Below are 14,173 nucleotides of genomic sequence, written 5' to 3' on the forward strand. Positions count from 1 at the left end.
TGCGGACGTCGTCCAGTCTTCTCCCCGCGCGGATGGGCTGTCACGCTGTCGAGTTCCGTCGCGTACCGTCTTGCACCGTGACCACGCTGCATGCGCCGCTATACATCCCGGGTGAAATCTGCAGCGCCGTCGGCGCGGACCCGTCGACCCCGCCCGACCAGTGCCTGGCGCTGGTCAAAGCGGCCGTCGACGCCGACGGCATCAGCGCACCCGCCCCCGATGTCCCCGGCTTGCGCCAGGTGGTCAACCAAGCCGGCAAGGACGGCATCGACCTCAAGATCGTGGTGCTCGATAAAAACCCCCCGACGGACACGCCACTGCGGGACGTCGCCACCGTGATCGGCAGCAGCCACCCGGACGCGACCGTCCTCGTGCTCAGCCCGTCGCACGTCGGCAGTTACAGCACGCACTTCCCGCGGGCCACGTTGGAGATCGGGGAAGACAACGCCAAAACCGGCAATCCAGTGCAATCGGCGCAGAATTTCCTCCACGAATTGAGCACTCCACAATTCCCGTGGACAGCGTTCACCATCCTGGTAGTGATCGGCGTGCTCGCGGCCGCCGTCGGTACTCGAATCCTGCAAGTGCGCGCCAAACGAGCCGTGACGGCTGCACCGGGCACTGTCGCCAACGACGCGGGCGTAAGCGCCTGACCGGCTTGGTTCCCTCCGGATTATGAGTCGCGCCGGCTCGCCGGGAATTCATTAAGTCACCGTTCGGTCACAAGTAATCAAACTACAGCGCTGTAGTTTGTTACTAAAGTTTCCATAGGGTCATATGTGACTTATGGTTCAAACGGTGCCTTTGTTATGAACCGTGCCTGCAGTGATTACTGGGGCTCGCGTCGTCCGTCCGCGTTGAGCCATAGGAGACCACAGTCGAATGAGACGCATCTGCCGCGGCTCTTCTTCCAGGGTGGCGGCCTGGCTTGCTCGGCCTGCTACCGCGGCGGTGTTGAGTGTGGTGCTCCTACTGGCGGGAACACCCGGATTAGCCGTCGCTGATCCCGGCGGCACCGACTCACTGGCGGCACTGATCGCTGATGTCGCCAAGGCCAACCAACGCCTTGAAGACCTGCGCGCGGCCATTCAGAGCGAGCAAGAAGGCGTCAACAAGGCCTTGGTCGACGTGCAGACCGCGCGCGACAACGCCGCGGCCGCGCAGCATGACGTCGAGGTCAGTCAGCAAGCGGTCAAGGACGCCGACGCCGCGATTGTCGCGGCCCAACGGCGATTCGACACCTTCGCGGCGGCCACCTACGTCAACGGTCCGTCGAACAGTTATCTGACCGCCGCCAACCCCGACGACATCATCGCCACCGCGACCGCCAGCCGGACCCTGGCCGCCAGCTCCCGACAGGTCATGGTGAACCTGCAGCGGGCCCGCACTGAGCAGGTGAACAAGGAGTCGGCGGCGCGGCTGGCCAAGCAGAAAGCCGACCGTGCTGCCGCCGACGCGCAGTCCAGCCAGGACGCGGCGGTGGCGGCGCTCACCGACGCGCAGCGCAAGTTCAGCGAACAGCAGTCGGAGGCCAATCGCCTTGCGGCGCAGCGCAACGCGGCCCAGGCCAAGCTCGACGCGGCCCGCAACTGGTCGGCGTCGGCCGGCGGCGGGCAGGCAGGCACCCGCTCCGGTGATCGGTGGGATACCAGGGCGTCAGGCGCGGCGCGGCCGGCGAGCGATCCCAAGCAGTGGGCCGGCGAGTGGGACCCCACCCTGCCGATGGTGCCCAGCGCCAACGTCCCGGGTGACCCGATCGCGATCATCAACACCGTCCTGGGGATTTCGGCGACCTCGTCGCAGGTCACCGCCAACATGGGCCGCGGCTTTCTGCAGAAGCTGGGCATTCTCAAGCCCGACGACACCGGGATCACCAACGGCCGGATCCCGCGGGTGTACGGCCGGCAGGCCTCCGAATACGTCATCCGCCGGGGGCTCTCGCAGCTCGGTGTGCCGTATTCGTGGGGCGGTGGCAACGCCGCGGGGCCGAGCCGGGGCATCGGTTCGGGATCCGACACCGTCGGGTTCGACTGCTCGGGCCTGATCCTGTACTCGTTCGCCGGGGTTGGCATCAAGCTGCCGCACTACTCCGGTTCGCAATACAACCTCGGCCGCAAGATCCCCTCAGCGGAGATGCGCCGCGGCGACGTGATCTTCTACGGCCCGGGCGGCAGCCAGCATGTGACGCTCTACCTCGGCGACGGACAGATGCTCGAGGCCCCTGACGTCGGGCTGAAGGTGCGGGTGGCGCCGGTGCGAACCAGCGGCATGACCCCCTACGTGGTCCGCTACATCGAGTGGTGACATGCGGATCGTAATGCGCCACAACCGATTTCGTCGCGCGATGCTGGCTTGGCCGTTGTTGGCGGTGATTGGGCTGCTGATCGGTTTGGCCAGCCCCGCCATGGCCGACGATCCCCAGTGGGACCCGACGCTGCCCAAGGTGCCCAGCGCGGGCGCGCCGGGCGATCCGCTGGCGATCGCCAATGCCTCGATGGCCGCCACCGCCCAGGCCACGCAGACCACCCTCGACCTGGGCCGCAAGTTCCTCGGCAGCCTCGGAATCGGCGGCGGCGGTGGCGGTGGCGGTGGCGGCAATAACACCAGCCCGAGCAGAATTCCGCGGGTGTACGGACGCCAGGCAGTCGAGTACGTGATCCGCCGCGCCGGGTCGCAGATGGGGGTGCCGTATTCATGGGGCGGCGGCACGCTCGATGGCCCGAGCCGGGGTGTGGAAGACGGCGCCGACACGGTGGGCTTCGACTGCTCGGGGTTGACCCGATACGCGTTCGCCGGGGTCGGTGTGCTGATCCCCAGGTTTTCCGGTGACCAGTACAACGCCGGCCGGCACGTCCCGCCGTCGCAGGCCAAGAGAGGCGACTTGATCTTCTACGGCCCGGGCGGCAGTCAGCACGTCACGCTGTATCTGGGAAACGGTCAGATGCTGGAGGCATCCAGCATCGCGGGCAAAGTCATCGTCAGCCCGGTGCGGACGGAAGGAATGACGCCGTACGTCACGCGGATCATCGAGTACTGAGGCCGTCGTCGGGGCTGGGCGGGCGCCACGTCGACGGAAGCTCGCAGGCCTGGAATAGTGGACGAGGGCACGCCGCTGCTCGCGACGTCCGTTTTGGCAGTCGTGTCTCATCAAGCTGTGGAGATTGAGCCGTGAAGGAAAGCCGATGACATCACCAGGTGGGCCGCCCCAGGGCGCCAGCGGTTACTCCGGGCCGGGCGGCCCCCCGACATCCCCGGCGCACGCCGCGCCGGGCGGGGGCGGCGGCAATGGGCTGGCCGCCGAGGTGCACACCCTTGAGCGCGCCATCTTCGAGGTCAAGCGGATCATCGTCGGCCAGGACCAGCTGGTCGAGCGGATGCTCGTGGGTCTGCTGTCCAAAGGCCATGTGTTGCTAGAAGGTGTGCCCGGTGTCGCCAAGACCCTGGCGGTGGAGACCTTCGCCCGGGTCGTCGGCGGGACGTTCGCGCGTATCCAGTTCACTCCCGACCTGGTGCCGACCGACATCATCGGTACCCGCATCTACCGGCAGGGCAAAGAGGAGTTCGACACCGAGCTGGGCCCGGTGGTGGTCAACTTCCTGCTCGCCGACGAAATCAACCGCGCGCCGGCCAAGGTGCAGTCGGCGCTGCTGGAGGTCATGCAGGAACGGCACGTGTCCATCGGCGGCAAGACCTTCCCGATGCCCAACCCGTTCCTGGTGATGGCGACCCAGAACCCGATCGAGCACGAAGGTGTCTACCCGTTGCCGGAAGCGCAGCGCGACCGCTTCCTGTTCAAGATCAACGTCGGCTACCCGTCGCCGGAGGAAGAGCGCGAGATCATCTACCGGATGGGTGTCACCCCGCCCACGCCCAAGCAGGTCCTGCAAACCGGTGACCTGCTACGGCTACAGGAGATCGCGGCCAACAACTTCGTGCACCACGCGCTGGTCGACTATGTGGTGCGCGTGGTGACCGCCACCCGTCATCCCGAGCAGCTCGGCATGAACGACGTCAAGAGCTGGGTCGCGTTCGGCGCGTCCCCGCGTGCCTCGCTGGGGATCATCGCCGCGGCGCGTTCGCTGGCTCTGGTGCGCGGTCGCGACTACGTGATTCCGCAGGATGTCATCGAGGTCATCCCCGATGTGCTGCGCCACCGGCTGGTGCTCACCTACGACGCGCTCGCCGACGAGATCGCCCCGGAGGTCGTCATCAACCGAGTGCTGCAGACGGTTGCCCTGCCACAGGTGAATGCCGTTCCGCAGCAAGGACATTCGGTGCCCCCGGTGATGCAGGCCGCAGGGGCGGCTAGCGGTCGGTGACAGACTCCAAGACGCCGGCGGTGGTGCATCCGCCGTCCTTCCAGCGCGGCGAGATCGACGACCCGAAGCTCTCGGCGGCGCTTCGCACTTTGGAGCTGACCGTCAAACGCAAGCTCGACGGTGTGCTGCACGGCGATCACCTCGGCTTGCTTCCGGGCCCTGGTACGGAGCCGGGGGAGTCGCGGCTCTACCAACCCGGCGACGACGTGCGCCGGATGGACTGGGGGGTCACCGCGCGCACCACGGTGCCGCACGTCCGGGAGATGATCGCCGACCGCGAGCTGGAGACCTGGCTGGTGGTCGACATGTCGGCGAGCCTGGACTTCGGCACCACTGTCTGCGAAAAGCGTGACCTGGCGGTGGCGGCCGCAGCCGCGATCACCTTCCTCAACAGCGGCGGCGGCAACCGGCTCGGCGCGCTGATCTCCAACGGCGAGCGGATGATCCGGGTGCCTGCCCGCTCGGGGCGCATGCACGAGCAGACGTTGTTGCGCACCATCGCAACGACCCCCAAGGCGCCGGTGGGGGTGCGCGGTGATCTGGCGGCGGCCATCGACGCGCTGCGCCGGCCGCAACGGCGCCGCGGGATGGCCGTGATCATCAGCGACTTCCTGGGCCCCATCAACTGGACGCGCCCGCTGCGCGCCATCGCGGGTCGTCACGAAGTGCTCGGCATCGAAGTGCTGGATCCTCGCGATGTCGAGCTGCCCGACGTCGGCGACGTCATCTTGCAAGATGCCGAATCCGGTGCCATCCGCGAGTTCACCATCGACCCGCAGCTGCGTGACGATTTCGCCAAGGCGGCCGCTGCCCACCGCGCCGAGGTAAAGCGCACAATCCGCAGCTGCGGAGCACCGCTGCTGTCGCTGCGCACCGATCGCGACTGGATCGCGGACATCGTCCGTTTCGTCGAGTCGCGCCGCCGCGGAGCTTTGGCGGGTATGCAGTGACGGTGCCGTTGCTCGGACCGATGACACTGTCCGGCTTCGAACACCCGTGGTTCTTTCTGTTTTTGCTCGCCGTCCTCGGCCTGGCGGGGCTGTACATCATCGCGCAGGTGGCGCGGCATCGCCGGATGCTGCGGTTCGCCAACATGGAGCTGCTGGAAAGCGTTGCGCCCAAACGGCCTACGCGGTGGCGTCACCTTCCGGCGATCTTGTTGGTGACGTCGCTGCTGCTGCTGACGATCGCGATGGCCGGCCCGACCCACGATGTGCGTATTCCCCGCAACCGCGCCGTGGTGATGCTGGTGATCGACGTGTCGCAGTCGATGCGGGCCACCGATGTCGAGCCCAACCGCATGGTGGCGGCCCAGGAGGCCGCGAAGACGTTCGCCGACGAGCTGACCCCGGGCATCAACCTCGGGCTGATCGCTTATGCGGGCACTGCGACTGTGTTGGTGTCCCCGACGACCAACCGGGCGGCAACCAAGGCCGCTTTAGACAAGCTGCAGTTCGCCGACCGCACTGCCACCGGCGAGGGCATTTTCACCGCGCTGCAGGCTATCGCCACCGTCGGGGCGGTGATCGGCGGCGGCGACACCCCGCCGCCAGCACGGATCGTGTTGTTCTCCGACGGCAAGGAAACCGTGCCGACCAATCCGGACAACCCCAAAGGGGCGTTCACCGCGGCGCGGACCGCCAAAGACCAAGGTGTGCCGATCTCGACGATCTCGTTCGGCACCCCGTACGGCTTCGTCGAGATCAACGGCCAGCGCCAGCCGGTGCCCGTCGACGACACCACGATGAAGAAGGTCGCCGAGCTGTCCGGCGGCAATGCCTACAACGCGTCCAACCTGCAGGAACTCAAGCAGGTCTACTCCACGCTGCAGCAGCAGATCGGCTACGAGACGATCAAGGGCGATGCCAGCGTCGGCTGGCTGCGGCTCGGTTCGCTGATCCTCGCGCTGGCGGGGCTGGCGGCGCTGCTGATCAACCGGCGCCTGCCGACCTGACTCGGTGCACCGAGTGGCCACTTAATGCACGCCTGGCGCCAAAACGCGTGTCATAAGTGGCCACTGGGTGAGCGGATGCGGATGGTGCCAGCCGATTTCGGCGTCTCGCTGCCGAGACGCTAGGTTGTCGGGGTGACTGAAGTTGCTACCGAGAAACCAACCGAGACGCCGGCCGGCGGAAAGCCCCCGTTCGTGTCGCGATCAGTGCTGGTCACCGGTGGAAACCGGGGGATCGGGTTGGCGGTGGCCCGCCGGCTCGCCGCCGACGGACACAAGGTTGCGGTGACCCACCGCGGATCTGGCGCACCCGAAGGGCTGTTCGGCGTCGAGTGTGACGTCACGGACTCCGCCGCCGTCGACGCGGCGTTCACCGCCGTCGAAGTGCACCAGGGCCCGGTAGAGGTTCTGGTCGCCAACGCCGGTCTGAACGCGGACGCATTCCTCATGCGGATGACCGAAGAGAAGTTCCAAAAGGTCATCGACGCCAACCTCACCGGCGCGTTCCGGGTGGCCCAGCGTGCGTCGCGCAGCATGATCAAAAAGCGGTTCGGCCGGATGATCTTCATGGGTTCGGTCTCGGGCATGTGGGGCATCGGAAACCAGGCCAACTACGCGGCGTCCAAGGCCGGCCTGATCGGGATGGCCCGCTCGATTGCTCGGGAGCTGACCAAGGCGTCCGTCACCGCAAATGTCGTGGCGCCGGGCTACATCGACACCGACATGACGCGTGGGCTGGACGAGCGGATTCAAGAGGGCGCGCTCGACTTCATCCCGGCCAAGCGGATCGGCACTGCCGATGAGGTCGCCGGGGTGGTCAGCTTTTTGGCCTCCGAGGACGCAAGTTACATCTCCGGCGCGGTCATCCCCGTCGACGGCGGCATGGGTATGGGCCACTAAGCGAAGGACGGATATGGCAGGACTGCTCGAAGGCAAACGGATCCTCGTCACCGGGATCATCACCGACGCGTCGATCGCGTTCCACATCGCACGAGTGGCGCAGGAACAAGGCGCGCAGCTGGTCTGCACCGGGTTCGACCGGCTGCGGCTCATTGAACGCATCCTGGACCGGCTGCCGCAAAAACCGCCGCTGCTGGAACTTGACGTGCAAAACAACGAGCACCTCGCCACGCTGGCTGAGCGGGTGACCGAAGTCATCGGCGAAGGCAACAAACTCGACGGCGTGGTGCACTCAATCGGCTACATGCCACCCAGCGGGATGGGCATCAACCCGTTCTTCGACGCGCCTTATGAAGACGTCTCAAAAGGCATTCACATTTCGGCGTATTCATACGCGTCACTGGCCAAGGCGCTGCTGCCGATCATGAATCGCGGCGGGGCGATTGTGGGCATGGACTTCGACCCCACCCGAGCGATGCCGGCCTACAACTGGATGACGGTGGCCAAGAGCGCGCTGGAGTCGGTGAACCGGTTCGTCGCACGCGAGGCCGGCCCGTACGGCGTGCGGTCCAATCTTGTTGCGGCGGGCCCGATTCGGACGTTGGCGATGAGCGCGATCGTCGGCGGTGCCCTGGGCGAAGAAGCCAGCAAGCAAATGGAGCTGCTGGAGCAGGGCTGGGACCAGCGGGCCCCGATCGGCTGGGACATGAAGGACGCCACCCCGGTCGCCAAGACGGTGTGCGCGGTGCTCTCCGACTGGTTGCCGGCCACCACCGGGGACATCATCTACGCCGACGGCGGTGCGCATACCCAGCTGCTCTGATGCAGTTTGACGCTGTCCTGCTGTTGTCCTTCGGTGGACCGGAGGGACCAGAGCAGGTGCGGCCGTTCCTGGAGAACGTCACCCGCGGGCGTGGCGTGCCGCCAGAGCGTCTCGACGAAGTCGCCGAGCACTACCTGCATTTCGGCGGGGTGTCGCCGATCAACGGCATCAACCGGGCGCTGGTCACCCAACTGCGCGCTGAACTAGCCGGCAGCCTGCCGGTGTATTTCGGCAACCGCAACTGGGAGCCGTACGTCGAGGATACGGTTAGGACCATGCGCGACAATAGGATTCGCCGTGCAGCGGTGTTCACGACGTCGGCGTGGAGCGGCTATTCCAGCTGCACCCAGTATGTCGAGGACATTGCCCGGGCCCGGGCAGCGGCCGGCGCCGACGCGCCGGAGCTGGTCAAACTTCGGCCTTACTTCGATCATCCGCTGTTCGTCGAGATGTTCGCGGAGGCAATCACGAAAGCCGCCGGTACGGTGCCGGCCGACGCGCGGCTGGTGTTCACGGCACATTCGATCCCGGTTGCCGCCGACCAGCGGTGCGGACCTCGGCTCTACAGCCGCCAAATCGCGTATGCCGCAAGCCTGGTCGCTGTCGGCGCGGGGTATTCCGACTACGACCTGGTGTGGCAGTCGCGATCGGGACCGCCGCAAATCCCTTGGCTGGAGCCCGATGTCGCCGATCACGTCGCGACGCTCGCGGAGGCAGGCACCAAGGCCGTCATCGTATGCCCCATCGGATTCGTCGCCGACCATATCGAGGTGGTGTGGGATCTCGATCACGAGCTGCGGGCGCAGGCCGAGGCGGCGGGCATGGCATTCGCGCGGGCTAGCACCCCTAACGCTGATCGGCGATTCGCCCGGCTCGCCGTCGGATTGATCGACGAACTTCGCTACGACCGCAAGCCGGCGCGGATCAGCGGGCCCGACCCGGTGCCGGGATGCCGGGCCAGCATCAACGGCGCGCCATGCCGGCCGCCGCACTGTGTTGCCGAATGGTCGCCGGCGGTCAGTACCGCCACGCCGACCGCAGAATCGCGCTGACCGCGGCCATCCGCGCCGAACGCACCACCGCGGCCAGCGGGCGCAGCGCCTCGGTGGCGATTTGCGCTTGCGACGCGGATTGCGCCGCCGTCGGCAATCGGCTCAGCCCGCTGCTGACCGTGATGATCGCGTCGACGTGGGCCGCATTTTCCAGGACGCGCAACGCCCGTGACGGCGCGTGGTCGGGAACACGGTGGTGCCGCGAGGATTCGACCAGCTGCTCGACCAGCGCCCGGGGATCGGCAACGTCGGTGTTGGCGGATCCGAGTCCGAGAGTGCCGAGGGCATCGGCCGCCGACCGCACCGCTGAGCGCAGCGCGTATTCGGCGTCGCCGAGCTCGTCGTGGTCGAACGTCGGTGCTGCCGGCAGCGAATACACGGTCCAGGACAGCGCACACAATTCGGGCATGCCGGCTTCGTCATCGGATTCGTCGTAGCGGCACTCCGGAACCAGCCCGACGGCCACCGACGGGTCGCGGGGATCGCTGACAATCAGCGCCTCCCCGGCCGCGAGCGCATCGCGCTCGAACTGGGTACCGGCCGCCAGTCCACGTACATCGCCGGGCACCGGCAACACCACATTCACCGATGGACCGGTGAGCGCCGGCCGGCCCGCTGCGGTGCGCAGCGTCTGCAACAGCGACACCGCGGCGCTGTCGTGCACGTCGGGCCACGGCAGACCGGTGTGACCAGCCGCGACGGCATCATAAGCGGTAACGGATTGCCTTGGCGCCCAACGTGATAACGCATCGAGAACATCGTCGGGCGCCGCCTTGCCGGCAAGCCAAGCGTTAGCCCATACCGAGAGCGTCGCACTGGGGCACCACATGGTTTCGCAGTCTAGTTGTTCGCCGTGGTTGCGGCTGATCACGCGATATCCTGACCGCATGCCCGCGGCCCTGCTCTGGCTGATCTTCGCATTGGGCCTCGCCGGTGCGGAGGCGTTGACCGGCGACATGTCCTTGTTGATGCTCGGTGGTGGGGCGCTGGCAGCGGCCGCAACGAGTTGGTTGCTGAATTGGCCGATCTGGGCCGACGGGGCGGTATTCCTGGTGGTTTCGGTTCTCCTGCTGGTACTAGTGCGGCCTCCGCTGCGGCGGCGGCTGAGCGCAGCGAAGGGGATAACGACCGGGGTGCAGGCGCTGGAGGGCAAGAACGCGCTGGTAGTCGACCGCGTCGCACGAGACGAGGGTCAAGTGAAATTGGACGGTCAGATGTGGACGGCGCGGCCGTTCGACGACGCTGACGTCTACGAGCCCGGCGAGTTGGTAACCGTCATGCGCATCGACGGCGCCACCGCGGTGGTGTGGAAAAACATCTGAGCCCTCTGGAGCAATAGGAGGAACCCAAATGCAAGGCGCGGTTGCTGGTCTGGTGATGCTCGCTGTCTTAGTGATCTTCGCCGCCATCGTGGTGGCCAAATCGGTGGCGTTGATTCCGCAGGCAGAGGCCGCGGTGATCGAACGGTTGGGTCGGTACAGCCGCACGGTCAGCGGGCAGCTGACCTTGTTAGTGCCGTTCATCGACCGGGTTCGCGCCAGGGTGGATCTGCGGGAACGCGTGGTGTCTTTCCCGCCGCAGCCGGTGATCACCGAGGACAACCTGACACTCAACATCGACACCGTGGTCTATTTCCAGGTCACCAACCCGCAAGCCGCGGTCTACGAGATCAGCAACTACATCGTCGGCGTTGAGCAGCTGACCACCACCACGCTGCGAAATGTGGTGGGTGGCATGACGCTGGAGCAGACGCTGACGTCGAGAGAGGTGATCAACCGACAGCTGCGCGGGGTCCTCGACGAAGCCACCGGCCGCTGGGGGCTGCGCGTGGCACGAGTGGAACTGCGCAGCATCGACCCGCCGCCGTCGATTCAGGCGTCAATGGAAAAGCAGATGAAGGCGGACCGGGAAAAGCGCGCGATGATCTTGACCGCCGAAGGCACTCGGGAATCGGCGATCAAGCAAGCCGAGGGGCAAAAGCAAGCGCAGATCCTGCAAGCCGAGGGCGCCAAGCAAGCGGCGATCCTGGCGGCCGAAGCCGACCGGCAATCCCGGATGCTGCGCGCGCAAGGGGAACGTGCGGCGGCGTACTTGCAGGCCCAGGGCCAAGCCAAGGCCATCGAGAAGACGTTCGCCGCAATCAAGGCCGGCAGGCCCACACCGGAACTGCTGGCCTACCAGTATCTTCAGGTGCTACCACAGCTGGCCCGGGGCGAAGCGAACAAGGTGTGGGTGGTGCCCAGCGACTTCGGCTCGGCGTTACAGGGTTTCACCAAACTGCTGGGCGCCCCTGGTGACGACGGGGTGTTCCGGTATCAGCCGTCGCCGGTCGACGAGGAGTTGGCCAAACCTGAAGACGACAGCGAGGAGATCGCCGATTGGTTCTCGACGCAGACCGACCCCGCGATCATGCAGGCGGTGGCCAAGGCCGAGGCCGACGCGCGCAAGCCGGTTGAGGGTCCGGTCGGGACGACGCCGGAGTTGGGTCAATAGAATGCCACGATGAGCTTCGTCACATCACCGAAAACATATGCCGCCCTGGCGGCCTTCCAAGCCGGAGATGCGGTGGCCTGCGCGGTGCCGCTACCGGCCATCACCAAATCCCTTGACACGCTGGGCGTTCCGACTGATATCCGGTGGATTTTTCCGGTGGTTAAAGCCGCCGCGGCAGTGGGGTTGCTGTCGGTGTTCCGTTTTCCTGTGCTGGCGCGGCTCACCACGGCCATGCTGACGCTGTACTTCCTGCTGGCGGTGAGTGCCCACATCCGGGTGCGCGATCGGGTGGTCAACGCGATTCCGGCGGCTACGTTTCTGGTGACGTTCGCGACGATGACGGCTAAGGGGCCCGATTCGCGGGCCTGACTCCGTCGGTTGGGCACAACCGTATCGCTGAACCTTGCCGTCGTGGTGGCTAAGCTGATGATTGCGCCAATTGGCTTGGAGGAACAGTGGATATCGTCCTCGGCGTGTCGATGGCACCCACGACGGTCCGCATGGTGCTCGTCGAAGGGCAGAACGCCGACGGAGCCACCGTCGACGAAGACGGCTTTGACGTCGTTGCTGACGAGGAGTCCGCAACTACGAGTGCACCCGAGCGGGTGATCGCGGCCATCCTCGGTACTCGAGAGAGCGCTGCAGAAGGCGATTACCACCTCGCGGCAACTGGGGTCACGTGGACCGACCCTGTCGAAGCCGCCGCGCTCCGCGACGCACTGGCGGCTTACAAGGTCGAAAACGTCATGCTGGTCTCGGCATTTCTGGCCGCGGCCGCTTTGGCGCAGTCCGTCGGTAGCGCGGTGGGCTATGGCCACACCGGGCTGCTGTTCCTGGAGCCTGACGCCGCGACCCTGGCGGTCGTCGACTCGGCCGACGGTTCGATCAGCGATGTACGCCGCCGACCAGTGCGGAGCGCAGAATCGCTGACCGAGTTAACAGGCCTGATGGCCCAGCTGGATGTGTTGGAATCCCGGCCGGAAGGCGTCTTTGTCGTAGGCACTGGCGTTGACGTCGCGGCGATCAAGCCCCACCTGGAGGCGGCAACCGGGCTGCCGGTGACCGTCCCCGAAGAGCCCGACATGGCACTGGCGCGAGGAGCCGCATTGGCGTCGGCCGACGCGCCGCTGTTCGCCTCGTCGACCGTCGCGGTGGCTTACTCCCAAGTTCGGGACTGGACGACGGCCGGAGTGGTCGAGCCGGATACGGCCGACGTCGGTGCGGGTCACGCGTTGGCGTATGCCGCCGACACAGACGCTTACGCCGCCCTCGACGCTGACTTCAGCGCCGAGGGCCGCAAGCCGCTCTTGGTCGCGCTGAGCGTGATGACGATCTTCTTTGTCGGGGTTTTGGCGCTGGTCGTTTCCTTGGGCATCCGTGCTCGCCCTGCGATGAGTCAGCAGCCCCGGGCCGCCGGAGACCTCGTCTTTCCGGTGAAGGAGGCGCCCGCGCCTGCGCCCCCGAAGGCAGAAGTGCAAGCTCCGCCCGCGGCTGCGCCGAACGTCCAGCCGGCGCCGCAGATGCAGCCGGCACCTTCCGATTCTGTTGCGTCAGCGCCAGCCCCGGAGGCGCCTGCGCCTGAGGCGGCCGCGCCCGCGCCTGCTGCTCCCAAGCCGGTCCCCGTGCCGGTGGCTGCGACGCCTGTTCCGGTGGCTCCGGCTCCGCCCGCGGCTCCGGTCGTTCCGGCACCCGCCGCTCCAGCGCCGGCTCCGGTCGTGCCCGCGCCTGCGGCTCCAGCACCCGCTCCGGTGGCCCCGGTGCCGGTCCCGGTACCGGTGGCGCCGGTGATTCCGATCCTTCCCCCGGTCTTCAATCCGCCGGTCCTCCATCCGCCGGTGCAGAGCCCGCCGTTCCAGCCCGGCGGCGGTGACCGCAGTGGGGGCGGGTGGCCGCCCGGAGGCGGCGCTCGCGATCGCGGCGCGTGGCCACCGGCTGGTGGCGGCCGAGACGGCGGCGGATGGCCGCCAGGTGGCGGGTGGCAGCCCCGCGGTGGCGAGCGCGGCGGGGGCGGATGGTTACCCGGGGGCGCCCCGGGCGGCGGCTTCGGCGGCAACCACGGCGGCTTCGGCGATGGACCCGGTGGGTCCGGGGGCGGCCACGGCGGCGGTATCGGAGGCTTTGGCGGCGGCCACGGCGGTTTCGGCGGCGGTCACGGCGGCCGGTGATCCGTGCCTGTGCCGCGCCGCAACGCCGGCGCCGAGCTTCGGCCGCGGACACCACGGCTAGGCCGCTGGATAACGCGGGCCTCGATCGCTACGCCGGCGGCGGTCCCCACGGTGGTGGTGGCGGTGGTGCACCCCAGCCAGGTGGCGGCCCAGCAGGCGGGGGTGGTGGCGGGGGTGCCGGCTCCCCAGGCGCGGGCGGCCGATTGGCCGGCCCTCCGTGGCGCGGCTGAACGCCGGACCAAGCGTCGGGCGGCGGAGGCGGTGCGGGCCATGCGTGCGGCGGCACGGGGGCAGCAACGCAAGCCGGCGCAGGAGGAGGCGGCCCGGCATGGGTTCGTCCCTCGCTCGCGGCGATGAACGCAGGCGAGGTGGTCGCGATCACCGCGGCCGTGGCAACCGCGCCAACGACCAGACCAGCCAGCCCTGCACCGACCGCCGTCCCCGTGGGATGGCGGCGCGTGAAACCCACC

15 protein-coding genes are annotated in these 14,173 nt (G+C 67.5%); 14 read left to right on the forward strand and 1 reads right to left on the reverse strand.

What is annotated here, in order from left to right:
- The first annotated feature begins 116 nt into the window (after window positions 1-116).
- The 9 genes from G6N15_RS18675 (at window position 117) to G6N15_RS18715 (ending at window position 9,045) form a co-directional block, all read left to right on the forward strand.
- Window positions 117-653, forward strand: a complete 537-nt coding sequence (locus tag G6N15_RS18675) for an Rv1476 family membrane protein (RefSeq protein WP_083086072.1) — start codon at window positions 117-119, stop codon at window positions 651-653.
- 229 nt (window positions 654-882) lie between these two features.
- Window positions 883-2,304 (forward strand): NlpC/P60 family peptidoglycan endopeptidase RipA, encoded by a 1,422-nt coding sequence (gene ripA / locus G6N15_RS18680; RefSeq protein WP_083085957.1) that lies wholly within the window; start codon window positions 883-885, stop codon window positions 2,302-2,304.
- Window positions 2,305-2,317: 13 nt separating this feature from the next.
- The gene (gene ripB, locus G6N15_RS18685) at window positions 2,318-3,037 is read left to right on the forward strand and encodes an NlpC/P60 family peptidoglycan endopeptidase RipB (protein WP_083086074.1); all 720 of its coding nucleotides are present in this window, start codon (window positions 2,318-2,320) and stop codon (window positions 3,035-3,037) included.
- 145 nt (window positions 3,038-3,182) lie between these two features.
- The gene (gene moxR1, locus G6N15_RS18690) at window positions 3,183-4,319 is read left to right on the forward strand and encodes a chaperone MoxR1 (RefSeq protein WP_083085960.1); all 1,137 of its coding nucleotides are present in this window, start codon (window positions 3,183-3,185) and stop codon (window positions 4,317-4,319) included.
- A complete protein-coding gene (locus G6N15_RS18695; RefSeq protein ID WP_083085962.1) occupies window positions 4,316-5,269 on the forward strand; it encodes a DUF58 domain-containing protein in 954 nt (317 codons plus the stop codon). The genes moxR1 and G6N15_RS18695 overlap by 4 nt, the downstream gene beginning before the upstream one ends.
- The gene (locus G6N15_RS18700) at window positions 5,266-6,273 is read left to right on the forward strand and encodes a VWA domain-containing protein (RefSeq protein WP_083085965.1); all 1,008 of its coding nucleotides are present in this window, start codon (window positions 5,266-5,268) and stop codon (window positions 6,271-6,273) included. Before G6N15_RS18695 ends, G6N15_RS18700 begins: the two co-directional genes overlap by 4 nt.
- Before the next feature lie 132 nt (window positions 6,274-6,405).
- Complete coding sequence (fabG1, locus tag G6N15_RS18705) at window positions 6,406-7,170, forward strand: 3-oxoacyl-ACP reductase FabG1 (protein ID WP_083085967.1); 765 nt, start codon at window positions 6,406-6,408, stop codon at window positions 7,168-7,170.
- A gap of 13 nt (window positions 7,171-7,183) precedes the next feature.
- Window positions 7,184-7,993 carry an NADH-dependent enoyl-ACP reductase InhA gene (inhA, locus tag G6N15_RS18710; RefSeq protein ID WP_083085970.1) on the forward strand — a complete coding sequence of 270 codons (810 nt, stop codon included), beginning with the start codon at window positions 7,184-7,186 and terminating at the stop codon, window positions 7,991-7,993.
- Window positions 7,993-9,045 (forward strand): ferrochelatase, encoded by a 1,053-nt coding sequence (locus G6N15_RS18715; RefSeq protein ID WP_083085973.1) that lies wholly within the window; start codon window positions 7,993-7,995, stop codon window positions 9,043-9,045. Before inhA ends, G6N15_RS18715 begins: the two co-directional genes overlap by 1 nt.
- Here G6N15_RS18715 and G6N15_RS18720 read toward each other — a convergent pair.
- Window positions 9,011-9,874: a hypothetical protein gene (locus G6N15_RS18720; protein ID WP_083086077.1), complete on the reverse strand. Its 864-nt coding sequence runs from the start codon at window positions 9,872-9,874 to the stop codon at window positions 9,011-9,013. The two genes, G6N15_RS18715 and G6N15_RS18720, sit on opposite strands and share 35 nt — an antisense overlap.
- A gap of 58 nt (window positions 9,875-9,932) precedes the next feature.
- Here G6N15_RS18720 and G6N15_RS18725 point away from each other — a divergent pair, with 58 nt between their 5' ends.
- From G6N15_RS18725 to G6N15_RS18745, 5 genes are all read left to right on the forward strand, one after another.
- Window positions 9,933-10,367: an NfeD family protein gene (locus tag G6N15_RS18725; RefSeq protein WP_083085976.1), complete on the forward strand. Its 435-nt coding sequence runs from the start codon at window positions 9,933-9,935 to the stop codon at window positions 10,365-10,367.
- A 28-nt stretch (window positions 10,368-10,395) separates the two neighbouring features.
- Window positions 10,396-11,538 (forward strand): SPFH domain-containing protein, encoded by a 1,143-nt coding sequence (locus G6N15_RS18730; RefSeq protein ID WP_083085979.1) that lies wholly within the window; start codon window positions 10,396-10,398, stop codon window positions 11,536-11,538.
- 9 nt (window positions 11,539-11,547) lie between these two features.
- Window positions 11,548-11,907 (forward strand): DoxX family protein, encoded by a 360-nt coding sequence (locus G6N15_RS18735; RefSeq protein WP_083085981.1) that lies wholly within the window; start codon window positions 11,548-11,550, stop codon window positions 11,905-11,907.
- Between the two features lie 86 nt (window positions 11,908-11,993).
- Window positions 11,994-13,703 (forward strand): DUF7159 family protein, encoded by a 1,710-nt coding sequence (locus tag G6N15_RS18740; RefSeq protein WP_163748145.1) that lies wholly within the window; start codon window positions 11,994-11,996, stop codon window positions 13,701-13,703.
- A gap of 3 nt (window positions 13,704-13,706) precedes the next feature.
- Window positions 13,707-14,060, forward strand: coding sequence for a hypothetical protein (locus G6N15_RS18745; RefSeq protein ID WP_163748147.1), 354 nt, complete (start codon window positions 13,707-13,709; stop codon window positions 14,058-14,060).
- Window positions 14,061-14,173 lie beyond the last annotated feature (113 nt).

Origin of the sequence: Mycobacterium noviomagense (genome assembly GCF_010731635.1) — a bacterium.
GTDB classification, from domain to species: Bacteria; Actinomycetota; Actinomycetes; order Mycobacteriales; family Mycobacteriaceae; genus Mycobacterium; species Mycobacterium noviomagense.